Origin of the sequence: Methanoculleus sp. UBA208 (assembly GCF_002498065.1) — an archaeon.
In the GTDB taxonomy this organism is placed as follows: domain Archaea; phylum Halobacteriota; class Methanomicrobia; order Methanomicrobiales; family Methanoculleaceae; genus Methanoculleus.
Genome location: NZ_DAFZ01000010.1, coordinates 1 through 13057, shown reverse-complemented (window position 1 = coordinate 13057; position 13057 = coordinate 1). Strand labels below are relative to the sequence as shown.

General features: G+C 62.7%; 8 protein-coding genes and 1 pseudogene. 6 read left to right on the top strand and 3 right to left on the bottom strand.

Annotation, left to right across the window (positions count from 1 at the left end; translation table 11 throughout):
• Window positions 1-238: 238 nt before the first annotated feature.
• The gene (locus BRA62_RS00805) at window positions 239-1030 is read right to left on the bottom strand and encodes a hypothetical protein (protein ID WP_292364155.1); all 792 of its coding nucleotides are present in this window, start codon (window positions 1028-1030) and stop codon (window positions 239-241) included.
• A 651-nt stretch (window positions 1031-1681) separates the two neighbouring features.
• Here BRA62_RS00805 and BRA62_RS00800 point away from each other — a divergent pair.
• On the top strand, window positions 1682-3061 hold the full coding sequence (locus BRA62_RS00800; protein ID WP_292364154.1) for an MFS transporter: 1380 nt from the start codon (window positions 1682-1684) through the stop codon (window positions 3059-3061).
• A gap of 107 nt (window positions 3062-3168) precedes the next feature.
• On the opposite strand, the pseudogene BRA62_RS00795 reads toward BRA62_RS00800, so the two are convergent.
• Together BRA62_RS00795 and BRA62_RS00790 are read right to left on the bottom strand one after the other, a co-directional pair.
• A pseudogene (locus BRA62_RS00795) lies at window positions 3169-3288 on the bottom strand (hypothetical protein); the annotation flags it as partial.
• A 73-nt stretch (window positions 3289-3361) separates the two neighbouring features.
• Window positions 3362-4210: a GNAT family N-acetyltransferase gene (locus BRA62_RS00790; RefSeq protein ID WP_292364153.1), complete on the bottom strand. Its 849-nt coding sequence runs from the start codon at window positions 4208-4210 to the stop codon at window positions 3362-3364.
• Between the two features lie 205 nt (window positions 4211-4415).
• On the opposite strand from BRA62_RS00790, the gene BRA62_RS00785 reads away from it, so the two are divergent.
• The 5 genes from BRA62_RS00785 to malQ are packed head-to-tail and all read left to right on the top strand — an operon-like array spanning window position 4416 to window position 12852.
• A complete protein-coding gene (locus BRA62_RS00785) occupies window positions 4416-5858 on the top strand; it encodes an alpha-amylase (RefSeq protein WP_292364152.1) in 1443 nt (480 codons plus the stop codon).
• Window positions 5840-6994, top strand: a complete 1155-nt coding sequence (locus BRA62_RS00780) for a glycosyltransferase family 4 protein (protein WP_292364151.1) — start codon at window positions 5840-5842, stop codon at window positions 6992-6994. Before BRA62_RS00785 ends, BRA62_RS00780 begins: the two co-directional genes overlap by 19 nt.
• 23 nt (window positions 6995-7017) lie before the next feature.
• Window positions 7018-8949: a 1,4-alpha-glucan branching protein GlgB gene (gene glgB, locus BRA62_RS00775; RefSeq protein ID WP_292364149.1), complete on the top strand. Its 1932-nt coding sequence runs from the start codon at window positions 7018-7020 to the stop codon at window positions 8947-8949.
• Between the two features lie 2 nt (window positions 8950-8951).
• On the top strand, window positions 8952-11342 hold the full coding sequence (locus BRA62_RS00770; RefSeq protein ID WP_292364148.1) for a DUF3536 domain-containing protein: 2391 nt from the start codon (window positions 8952-8954) through the stop codon (window positions 11340-11342).
• 13 nt (window positions 11343-11355) lie between these two features.
• On the top strand, window positions 11356-12852 hold the full coding sequence (gene malQ / locus BRA62_RS00765) for a 4-alpha-glucanotransferase (protein ID WP_292364147.1): 1497 nt from the start codon (window positions 11356-11358) through the stop codon (window positions 12850-12852).
• Window positions 12853-13057 lie beyond the last annotated feature (205 nt).

Sequence of the window (13057 nt, the reverse complement as noted above, 5' to 3'; positions counted from 1 at the left end):
CTTCACCCCCACAAGTTAAAATGATGAGCAATTACTGAAAATCGGAGTATATCCATTAAGATTAGTGTAGCAACGTGTCTATGATGACTGAGGGTCCTCAAGTCCAAAAGGGTAGCGCCAATCGCTATAAATCGTAGTTTTATCCAAATTCACTAACTATATGTTCTCTAAAGCTCCCGTTGACCTGAGAAAGACTTTTCAAAAAAAGAAATCATTTTTCCGCTCAGCCAATTTTGAATCAACTAACATAAAACACTTGGCTCGTACTGTACGCAGGGTTAGGCCCAATAATAACGTAGCCAGGAGGGGGGATCTCATAGTGGTCACCAAGCACTTGGTAAAAATAACCCCCGTCTACAGATTTTTCCCCCATTACTGTCAGGGATAAAGGCAGAACCGCAGTTTTCTCCTTGTATGCGATCTCCACCCACGCCGGTTCGACGAACATGAATAATCGTGTTTTCACCGACATGTAGGGCATTCTTACTTCAGGACTTAAATGAGTTGAAGAATAATACTCAACAATCCTGTTTCCATGATAAGCCCACGAATTTCCAGCAATGCTCACATGGATGGGGTCCGATGCGGCATTATTGTTCACTAGACTTCGGAGAACTGCAACACTTTCTTTAGCGGACGGAACTTTGTTGAGGCTGGATTTCGAATCAGATGCCCTCGACCTGATCTCACTCATCTCCTCTTCTGTGAGAGGTTCTGGCATTTGCCCTTCTGGAGCAGTCCATTGAATTTTACTGGATTTATATAGGTTCTGGAGATCTTCGGGGAGTTTCTCCATTTCGCCGGGATAGACTGCTTCGTAGAATTCTGCGTAAGTGATATCTTTCCCGATAAGGTTGGAGATTAACTCCCTGTAATAATCTTCCTCTGATAAATCAGATGTGTCCAAGCTGGCATATTCACCATTACCGTATGCACTTGCCATAGGAACAAGCATTGCGCCAAATATGCACAATGTTATTAGGATTCCAACTGTTTGACCTACGTTTCTTGTTCTGTTTTTTCCCTTCATTTGCTTTCCTCCTGTAACATTCCCGGAGGCAAAAGAGGCACAACTTTAATGTACGTGGAATGCAAACCACTCTTTCGCCTTCGGGCAGTGGGGGGTTCACCCGGCCTTGGACGGATTGGATGAACCTCCGCCGTTTTGCCTGCAATCGGCAGCCTACGCGTGGTTGTTCAGGCCGCTCGATGAATTACAGGCAAGTGGTTCTTTGTAAGTCATTTTTGATAAACCTTTTGCCGGAAAAAATGCATCTAAATGTACATTTTCCGGATTTAAAGGATATTCATGGTTCTTATGAATATTCGTCAGTCTCACGAACGTTCACCGATCAGAATAACCATTCAAAAGCAACTCTGCAAAAACCCTCTTTTAACAAGCCCTGCTTCAAGATCTGCCGAAGCGCCCTTGATATGCTCTCTGGGGCAGCCTCATTGTAACCAGGAGCCAGGAATCGTTGTCGGCCGCCTTCCTGCCCGATCGATTTCATGAGCCCGTCCCGTGGGTTGAGCACCTCACTGCCCTGATTCATCTACTCGAAGGGTGGTGGTAACCCGGCCGCCGCCCCTCCCCCCCGCCGGACACCAGAGGAGCACGATATCACAACCCTTTACTCTCCGGCCACCCCTAGTTCCAGTAAGTACCAAGAAAGGAACCCCCATGCCCACCCCCGATACCGCAGAGCGCCGGACCGTCCTTATCATCGCCACCCTTGCCGCGTTCCTCACCCCGTTCATGGGCTCGGCGGTGAACATCGCGCTCCCGTCCATCGCCGCCGAGTTCGCCCTCGACGCCGTCTCGCTCAGTTTCGTGGCCTCCTCGTACCTCCTCGCCACCGCGATCTTCCTCGTCCCGCTCGGGCGGTGCGCCGACATCTACGGGCGTAAACGGATCTTCACCCTGGGGGTCGTGGTCTTTACCGCGTCGGCCCTGCTCTCCGCTCTCGCACCATCGGGGCTCGTGCTCATCCTCTTCCGGTTCATCGAGGGCATAGGAAGCGCCATGATCTACGGCACCGGGGTCGCCATGATCACGTCGGTCTTCCCACCCGAGGAGCGGGGGCGGGCGCTCGGGATCAACGTCACCGCCGTCTACGTCGGCCTCTCCATCGGGCCGCTGCTCGGCGGCTACCTCACCGAGTTCCTCACCTGGCGAAGCATCTTCCTCACCAACATCCCGCTCGGGATCTACATCATCTGCCAGGTCCGCCGCCACCTTGCCGGGGAGTGGACCGACGCGTGCGGGGAGCGGCTGGACATCGTCGGTTCGGTCTTCTACGGCGCGATGCTCCTTTCCGTGATATACGGATTCTCGCAACTTCCAGAGTTCGCCGGCGTCGTGGCAATCGTCGCCGGCATAGCGCTCTCCGTGGTCTTCTACGCATGGGAAACAAGGGTGGAAAGTCCTGTCCTCAACATCCGGCTTCTCTCGTCGAACCGGACGTTCGCCTTCTCAAACCTCGCCGCCCTGATCAACTACGGCGCGACGTTCGCCGTCGGGTTCCTCCTCTCCCTCTACCTTCAGGTGGTCCGGGGGCTCGACCCCGGCGCCGCAGGGCTCGTCCTGATCACGCAGCCAGTCATCCAGGCGCTCTTTGCCACCCCGGCCGGAAGACTCTCCGACCGGGTCGAGCCCCGGTATGTTGCTTCGGCCGGGATGGGGCTCACCGCCGTCGGCCTTGCTCTCCTCACGCTTCTCACCGCAACCACCCCGATGACCTGGATCGTCGCAAGCCTCGTCCTCCTCGGGTTCGGGTTCGCCCTCTTCTCTTCCCCGAACACGAACGCCGTCATGAGCTCGGTCGACCGGTCCCTCTACGGCCTCGCCTCGGGGATGCTCGCCACCATGCGGACGACGGGGATGATGTTCTCGCTCGCTATCGCCACCGTCACGTTCGCCCTCTTCATCGGCAGCACCCAGATCGGGCCGGAGGTCCAGGAGCCGTTCATGACGAGCCTCCGGGTGGCGTTCAGCGTATTTGCAGTCCTCTGCACCATGGGCATCTTCGCCTCGCTCGCCCGCGGCAGGGTGCGGGAGTGAACGCCGGCCGTCACTCCCCGACACAGTAGACGTAGTAGACCCTGCGGCCGTCCCTTCGTGAGGACGTCCGCCCCGTGCACCTCGTTCTCGAACCCGGGAAAGAGCGTATCGAACTCCTGCGACGACGTGAGGTAATCGATAATCGTCCGCGTGGCCGGGCCTTCCGCGGTATCCGAGTGCAGTTCGTCGTCGGTGACGAGAACGGGAAACTCCTCCAGGTAGTCCATGCGGCCACACTTCCCGGAGGATACTCAGGAGAAGTCGCTTTAGAATGTTGTGGTCCGGGCGGGGGAAAGTCCGTCACCCGAGCTCGAACGACGTCACGCCGAAGATCTCGCCGAGCGGCAGGTAGGGGATCGCCTTCGTGTAGATCCGTGCCGTCTCAAAGACGGGGGCCATCCCGTGCCGGCGGGCGAGCGCCACGGCGGCGGCGTTCGGTTCCGGCGTATCGAGGTAGACCGGCTCGCCCGGCGCCTGTGCGGAGAGCGCGAGGAAGATCTCCTCTGCAATCTCCGGCGTGTCCGCAAAGAGCGGCCCGATCTTATAGCCGTTACGGCACTTCCGGATGACGCCGTACCCCGCAATATTGCCGTCGTCAGCGAGAACGGCCCGGCCCACCGTTCCTTCCTGCCGGATCCAGATCTCGAGGAAACAGAGGCGCTGCGCCGGGAAGTGCCGGGCATCGTACGCAGCAAGCCGGTCAAACGGCACCTCCTCAAGGTCGACCGGCCCTTCGGGCTCGCTGCCTCCCCCGGTGCCCTCGAACCTGATGTTTCTGTAGGCAAGCGTGAACCCTGACCGCGTGCGGTACTTCTCCTGCATCGCGACGACGCCGTCGCCCCCGACGTTCCGTTCACCGGCGTGGCTCATGCCGGCGGCAAACAACCGGCTCCCGTAACCCCGGTTCCGGTACTCGGGTTTCAGGATGTACAGCCCGGCGAAAGCGAACGCCTCATCGTAGTTTACGACCGAGACCGATCCCACCGGCTCGCCGTCGAGTTCCGCGACGAAGAATCCCTCCGGATCGGCGGCATAGAAGGCCTCTGCATCGTGAATTCCCGGGTTCCACCCCTCCTGTTCCGCCCAGTCGACGGCGACCTGAACCTCCTCCCGCCGCATCGTCCTCACGAGAAATCCATCGCTGCTCACGCTGCTCCTCATTATGCAGTACGTTTTTCTCCCATTTGATGGTATCCGGAAGATGAAACGACAGTAGCGGGCCCGGGGCTGCTTCGTTCGTTCCCGGAGACGATATCTGCCCATTACCAGGGCATCGGGGCCCGGTCCAATGCGAAAGGCCGGCGGGTACGCCGGGCCGACGACATTTATATACGGAAACCGCCATCTACCACCGATGACGGGCGAGGGCTTAAATCCACCGAAGGTCTGCCTGGGATTCGATATTCATTATCCATGCTATCTCAATCCCGGGTTTCATCCCGACGTGGTAAAGGGAAAGAGAAACGCAAAAGACAGTTACTTTAACCCAGACGCGAAGGAAGACCTGGGAGGGGTCATCGACCGCTCTTTCAGGCCGACGACGGAGCTCCTTCTCGAACTTCTCGACGGCGGGTTTACGTGCGCCTTTGCTATCTCCGGAACGGTGGTGGAGCACCTTGATGCATGGTACCCGGAGATGCTCGAACTCCTGCACCGTGCGGCAACCCACCAAAACGCCGAACTCCTCGCCCAGACCTACTACCACAGCGTTGCCGGGCAGTTTACCGATCTCACGGAGTTCACGGATGAAGTCCTCATGCACCGGGATCTGATGAAGGGTCGCTTCTCGGTCGCACCGACAACGTTTGCGCATACCGACTACCCCATCACCCCCGCCACCGCGGAGGCGCTTGCCGGGGCCGGGATCGAGGCGGTCATCATCGAGGGGGGCGAGGGCCCCGCTTTTGAGAGGGACCCAAACCACACCTACACCTACCGGGGCCTCCCGGTCCTCGTCGCCCACTGCGATCTCTCCGACGATATCGCCGTGCGGTTTCCGTGGCGGGGCTGGGACAAATGGCCGCTCATGGCCGACCAGTATGCCGGGTGGCTCTCCGCATCCCCCGGCGACTGCATCACGCTCTTCCTCGATTACCGCATCTTCGGGGACTTTATCGGCGCCGAGACGGGCATCATCGAGTTCCTGCGGGCGCTCCCGTCCGCCCTTGCCGCGGAGGGGATCGAGACCGTACGCCCCTCAGACGCCACCAGGCTCGCCCCGCACGGGGATCTCGGGGAGACAGCCGGACCCGGATGGCAGAGGACCATCATGCAGCAGTCCGCCATCGAGGCGCTCGAGGAGGCCGGAGGCCTGATCGCGGACCCGGCGGTCTGGCGCTGCCTCCTTGAGACCGAGCACATCCGCAGGATGGCCATGCGTTCGCCCTCGTGCGGAAAGCCGCTCCACGCCGTCAGCCACCAGGCGACCTACGACTACTTCGCTTCCTTCATGCGGATCCTCTCGCACGCCGAGGTGCGGTCTGCAGCCAGCGCACCGTCGCCGAAAGCCGCTCTCTCGCTCCGGTGCGTCCCCCCCGATAAGGCGTTCTCCTTCTCGTCATACGACAGGCCGGCCGGATACGCCGCTCACAGCCTCCAGGAACTCGCAAATATGCTCGAGTTTGCTCCGGACGACGTCATCCGGTACCACGTGGAGCGAGAGGACTTTAACCGGTGGATCGGCCAGGTCATCGGCGATAAGAAACTGGCGGAGAAGATCTGGGGTATCTCCGACCGCACCAGACTCCGAACGATGGTTCAGAAGAGGATCCACAAACTATGGAAACGCTTAAGTTAGCATTCTTCTGCTGGGAGTCGCTCCACTCCACGTTCAAGGTGGGCGGCCTTGCGCCGGCGGCGACCCATCTCGCCGAGCGCCTCGCCCGGAAGGGGCATGAAGTCCACTTCTTCACGCGGGGAGAAGGGGACGATGCGGTGATCAACAACGTCCACTACCACTACTGCCTGCCTTTCGGCGATAACGTCATCGAGTACTGCAGGACAATGAGCAACATGCTCGTGGACGCTTTCCGCGCTTACGACACCCCACCGTTCGATATCCTCCACTTCCACGACTGGCACCTCGTCGAGGCGCTGCACACCCTCCGCGGCCGAAACACCGTCCTCTCCTTTCACTCCACCGAGTACGGGCGGCACGGGGGGAACTTCGGGGGCTGGTGGGAGTTTCAGGAGATATCCGGGAAAGAGTGGTACGGGGGCTACATCGCAAAGGCGGTCACGACCGTCTCGGACTCAACGAAGACCGAGGTCATGTGGCTCTACAACGTCCCCGAATGGAAGGTCACCGTCGTCCCGAACGGGATCGACCCCGACGCCTACTATATCCGGCTCGACCCGGGCGAGGTGAAGAAACGCTACGGCATCCACCCGCTCGCCCCCGTCATCCTCTTCGTCGGGCGCCTCACCTACCAGAAGGGGCCCGACCTCTTGGTCCAGGCCATACCCGAGATCCTCGCCAAACGCTGGGACGTGCAGTTCCTCTTCGCCGGCACCGGGGATATGCGCGGATACCTGGAGGGGATGGCGCACGGTCTTCCCGCGCAGTTCCTCGGCTATGTCTCCGATACCGACCACATCCGGCTCCTGAACGCCTGCGACCTCGTCGCCGTACCGAGCAGGAACGAACCGTTCGGGCTCGTCCTTACGGAGGCCTGGAGTGCGGAGCGCTGCGTCGTCGCGACCGATGTCGGGGGGCTCTCCGAGAACATCGATAACTACAAAAACGGCATCAAGGTTCCCGTCCGACCGGATTCAATCGCCTGGGGGATCTGCCACCTCATCGACGACCCGGCCTACATGCAGAAACTCGGGAGGGCCGGCCGCAGGAAAGTGATGGAAAAGTTCAGGTGGGATGTCGTCACGGAGAGGATGCTCGGCGTCTATAGAAAAGTGCTCTCCGGGGGTCCACGATGATGCCCAACGAGGAGGATGAGAACATGCAGCAGGTGCTACCGGATATCACGAAGGCCGGGAGCCTCATCACCAGCTACGACGTTTACCTCTTTCGGCAGGGGAACCATTCCCGCCTGCACGACAGGCTGGGGTCGCACCCCGCCGTCGCCGATGGTGCGCGGGGGACCTTCTTTGCGGTCTGGGCGCCGAATGCCGCTGAAGTCTCGGTCATCGGGGATTTCAACGGGTGGACGGCGGGCCGGCATCCGCTTCAGGCACGGGGTGACGATTCCGGCATCTGGGAGGGGTTTATCCAGGATATCGGCCACGGGAGGCTCTACAAGTACCACATCAAGAGCAGGTATGAGGGTTATTCCGTAGAGAAGGGCGACCCGTTCGCGTATTTCTGGGAGGTCCCGCCGAAGACCGCATCCGTCATCTGGGACCTCGCCTACGCCTGGCGGGACCGGGCGTGGATGCGGGGCCGGGAGGAGGCTAACACCCCGGACGCCCCGATCTCCGTCTACGAGGTGCACCCTGGTTCGTGGCGGAAGGTGCCGGAGGAGGAGAACCGGTCCCTGAACTACCGGGAGCTGGCGACCGAACTCGCCGATTACCTCCTTGATACCGGGTTCACCCACGTCGAGTTCCTCCCCGTCATGGAACATCCGCTCTACGCTTCCTGGGGCTACCAGTCGCTCGGCTACTTTGCTCCCACGAGCAGGTACGGCACCCCGCAGGACTTCATGCACCTCGTCGAGCACCTCCACCAGCGCGGGATCGGGGTGCTCCTCGACTGGGTGCCGTCCCATTTCCCCTCCGACGGCTACGGGCTCTCCTACTTCGACGGCACGCATCTCTACGAGCACGCCCTTCCCGGCCAGCGCTACCACCCCGAGTGGAAGAGCTACATCTTCAACCTCGCGAGGGACGAGGTCCGGTCGTTCCTCCTGAGCAGCGCCGTCTTCTGGCTTGAACGCTACCACGCGGACGGCCTGCGGGTGGATGCGGTCTCCTCGATGCTCTACCTCGACTACGCGCGGAGCGCCGGGGAGTGGGTTCCGAACGTCTACGGTGGAAGGGAGAACCTCGAGGCAATAGGGTTCCTCCGGAAGTTGAACGACACTGTCCACGCAAACTTCCCCGACGTGCTCGTCATCGCCGAGGAAGCGACCTCCTGGCCGGGGGTGACCGCCCCGACAGCGACCGGGGGTCTCGGGTTCGACCTGAAGTGGAACATGGGCTGGATGCACGACACGCTGGACTACTTCACGCTCGACCCGGTCTTTAGGAAGTACCGGCCCGATCTCCTGACCTTCAGCATCTGGTATGCGTTCCGGGAGCGCTACGTCCTCCCCCTCTCGCACGACGAGGTCGTCCACGAGAAGAGTTCGCTTGCAGGAAAGATGCCCGGCGACGAGTGGCGTAAACGGGCGAACCTCCGTCTTCTCTACGGCTACATGTTCACGCACCCGGGCAAGAAACTCCTCTTCATGGGGGGTGAGTTCGGGCAGTGGTCGGAGTGGAGCCACGACGCCGGGCTTGAGTGGGACCTCCTGCAGTACCCCCCTCACCGGGGAATCCTCCGGTGGGTCACAGACTTAAACCGCCTCTACCGGCGCGAACCCGCCCTGCACGAGCGGGACGCCGATCCGGCGGGGTTCGAGTGGGTCGACTTCTCGGACGTGGAGAAGAGCATCGTCAGTTATCTCCGGCGGGGGCTCTCGGCCGACAACGTCGTCCTCGTCGTCTGCAACTGCACCCCGGTGCCGCGCTACGGCTACCGGGTCGGCGTCCCGTTCGGCGGGTTCTGGCAGGAGGTGCTCAACAGCGACGCGGTCGATTACGGCGGGAGCGGTGTCGGGAACCTCGGCGGGGTGGAGGCGGAGCGGGTCCGGGTGCACGGCCGGCCGTGGTCCCTCCCGCTCACCCTGCCCCCGCTCGGCATGGTCATCTTCGCTCCCGAGGGGGCGTGACCGTGGACCGCGTCGTCTGCATCCACGGTCACTTCTACCAGCCTTCAAGGGAGAACCCCTGGCTTGGCGGTGTCGAGGTCCAGCGGTCCGCCGCGCCGTACCACGACTGGAACGAACGGGTGACCACGGAGTGTTACCGCCCGAACACCGCCGCACGCATCCTTGACGCGGACGGTATGATCGAGGAGATCGTCAACACATACTCGCGGATCAGCTTCACGGCCGCCCCGACGCTTCTTTCCTGGCTCGAGCGGCACTGTCCGGGGGTCTACGGGGCGATCGTCGAGGCCGACCGGGAGAGCCGGGAGCGCTACGCAGGCCACGGGTCCGCGATCGCCTGCTGCTACAACCATATCATCATGCCGCTTGCGGCCCGGCGGGATAAGCAAACCCAGGTCGCCTGGGGGGTCCGCGACTTTGCTGCACGGTTCGGTCGGGAGCCCGAAGGGATGTGGCTCCCGGAGACGGCGGTCGATCTCGAGTCCCTGGACCTGATGGCGGAGGCAGGGATCCGGTTCACGGTCCTTGCCCCCCACCAGGCCGCGAAAGTTCGGCAGAGCGGGGCGGAGGCCTGGACGGACGTCTCCGGCGGCGGGGTGGATACGACGATGCCTTACCTCTGCCCCCTCCCCTCCGGGCGGAGCATCGCGATCTTCTTCTACAACGGGATAATCGCCCGCGACGTTGCGTTCGGCGACCTGCTCTCCGACGGGCGGCGGTTCGCCGGGCGGCTGCTCGGTGCGTTCTCCCGGGGAAGAGAACGCCCGGAACTCGTGCATATCGCGACCGATGGGGAGACCTACGGTCACCACCGTGAGTTCGGGGAGATGGCGCTCGCGTACTGCCTCAAGACCATCGAGAAGCGCCGCGACGTCCGGCTCACGGTCTACGGTGAGTACCTCGATACCCACCCGCCCACGCACGAGGCCGCCGTCTGCGAGAGGACGTCCTGGAGCTGCACCCACGGTGTCGGGCGCTGGCAGGGGGAGTGCGGGTGCCACAGCGGTGCGCACCCCGGGTGGTCGCAGGAGTGGCGCGGGCCGTTCCGGGAGGCGGTCGTCATGGTCCGGGACGCTCTCGCCCCCCGGGTGGCGGAAGCGCTCGGGGTACTCGTCCGCGACCCAGCGGAGGCACGGGACGACGCTGTCAGCCTCGTCCTCGGCCGGTGGTCCGATGAAGCCGTTGCGGATTTCCTTGCACGGCACGCCCTCCGCGATCTCTCTCCCGACGATCGGCGGCGGATCTTAGCGCTTCTCGAGATGGAGCGGCAGACGATGCTGATGCAGACGAGTTGCGGCTGGTTCTTCGACGACATCATGGAGCCGGGGAGCGTCCAGGTGATGCGGCACGCGGGCCGCGCGATGGAACTTGCCCGGCAGACGCTTGGGCTCGACCTCGAGCCGGCGTTCACCGCCATCCTTCGCCGCGCCGCGGTAAACGACCCGCGGTACGCGACCGGTGCTGCGGTCTACGAGGCCCTGGCCAGGCCGACGGCGGTCGACCTGCCCCGGATCGGAGCAGGAGCGGCTCTCTACTGCCTCTTCGGCCTCGAACCGCCTGCGGCCGCATCGGGGATGTACGCCGTCCGCGGAGACTGGCGATACCGGTCGGGCGCCGGGATCTGGCGCCGCATCCTCGGGACCGTCCGGGTGCGGTCCCGGGCGACGGGGGAAGAGGCGCTCTTCGATGCGGTCGCGTTCTTTGCCGGGATGGATCGGGTCGTCTCTGGCGTACGCGAGCCCGGCGGCGATGAGGCGTTCCGGGCGGCGTGGGAGGGGGTGACGGGTCCCGACCCCGCAGGTGCCGTATCCGGGGCCTTTTCCCGGGTCTACATGGCACCCGACCTCTCCGACGAAGAACGGTGGGCGATCGCCCGCGAGATCGCGCCCGGGATGGGAGAGGCCGTCTGCAAGGTCTACCGCGACGCGGCGGCGCTGATCGACGCGCTCGACGACCTCGGGATCCCCGCACCGGGAGCCGCCGTTCATCTCCTGGCGCACGCCTGCACCGGGCGGCTGCTCGCGATGCTCGGAGAGGGGTGCCCCGACCCGGACCGGTTTTTCACGCTCGCGGAGACGATGAAAGCCCGGAACCTTGCGCCCGACCTCGCGGCCCTCGGGAAGGCGGCGGGCGGGCGGATTACGCTCTCCGCCAGGATGGCGGCAGCCCGATCCTGCGACCCGGCTCCGCTCGAGGAGATCGTCCGCACCGTCAGGTGTGCGAAAGTTTTTCCGTTGACGCTCACCCTATGGGAGAGCCAGAACATCTGCATCGGGATGCGCGGGCGCTATTCCGGAATGCGGGAGCGTGCTGGCCGGGGTGATGGGGATGCAGAACGGTGGGCGGATGCCTTTGAGAGGGCGGCGGCATGCCTTGGCGTGAGGGTGGCGTAAGGAGGAGCGGGACATGAACCGGCGGGGCAGCGGGGTTCTCCTGCACATCACGTCCCTGCCGTCGGCGTACGGGATCGGCGACCTCGGGCCGGCGGCGCACCGGTTCGTGGACCTCCTTAGCCAGACAGGGCAGCGCTTCTGGCAGATCCTCCCTCTCAACCCGACATGCCCGGCGTTCGCCAACTCGCCCTACCAGAGCACCTCGGCGTTTGCCGGCAACACCTGGCTCATCAGCCCCGAACAGATGGTCGCAGACGATTTCCTCGCTCCGGAGGATATCGCGGACCCGCCAGGCTTCCCGGGGGACCGGGTCGACTACCGGGCGGTTCTCGACTACAAGAACGGCCTCTTTGATAAGGCGTTCGCGCGGTTCAAGGAGCGCGGGCCCGACTTCCGCTACAAGGACTTCGCGGCCGACAACGTCGCATGGCTCGATGATTACGCCATATTCATGGCCCTCAGGGAGGAGTTCTCGGGGAAGGTCTGGGGAGACTGGCCGGCCGGGATCCGGGACCGGCGCGAGGAGGCGCTGCGAAAACACGGCGCGGAACTTGCCGACCGGATCTTTCGGGAGAAGTTCCTCCAGTACGTCTTCGACCACCAGTGGGAGGTGCTCAAGAATCACTGCCGCATGCGCCACCTCCAGATCATCGGGGATATCCCTATCTACCTCACCTACGACAGCGTCGATCTCTGGGCAAACCCGGGGCTCTTCAAACTTGACGAGCAGAAGAAGCCGGCCGTTGTCGCGGGCGTTCCCCCGGATGTGTTCAGCGAGACCGGGCAGCTCTGGGGGAACCCGGTCTACAACTGGGATGCGCACCGGGAGCAGGGATTCGCGTGGTGGGAGAGCCGGATCGACCGCACCCTCGCCCTCGTCGACAGGCTGCGCCTCGACCACTTCCGGGGGTTCGTGCAGTTCTGGGAGGTGCCTGCCGGGGAAGAGACCGCACAGAACGGGCGCTGGGTCGATGCCCCCGGCCGGGACCTCTTCACCCTGCTTGCGAGAAGCAGGTCGTGTCTTCCCATCATCGCCGAAGACCTCGGCTACATCACCTCCGACGTCCACGAGATGATGGGGCACTTCGGTTTCCCGGGGATGAAGATCCTGAACTTCGGGTTCGCCGGCGACGTCGCAAAGAACCCTCATGCGCCCCACAACATAACGAAAAACTGCGTCGCCTACACGGGGACGCACGACAACAACACGGTCAGGGGATGGTTCGAGCACGAGACCTCCGGGGACCAGAAGAACCTCCTGTTCCGCTACATCGGGGGACCGGTGAGCGCCGACGAGACGCACCGGATCCTCATACGCCTCGCTATGCTCTCCCCTGCCGAGACCGTCGTCATCCCGATGCAGGACATCCTCGGCCTCGGCGAGGAGGCGCGGATGAACCGGCCGGGCACGATGGAAGGGAACTGGGAGTGGCGGCTCCGGCCGGAGCAGGCAGGGGAGGAAGGCATGCGGGAGTTTGCCGAGGTGACGGGGATTTATGGGAGGGGGTGAGGAGGCGGGGACCGAAAATGGGTTTCAAGTACCGCTAGATGCACCAGCCAAGAGACGATAAAAGTCCGACACACTACCCGCTAGGTTTCTCGAAATCCTAATTTGATAACTGTACATCCCCGTACACGGATTCCCACTGGATATCGCCACTGGGGGAGTGCGACTGGCCGAAGGGCAGGAGCATGAGCACCGTTAGGTGCGAGGG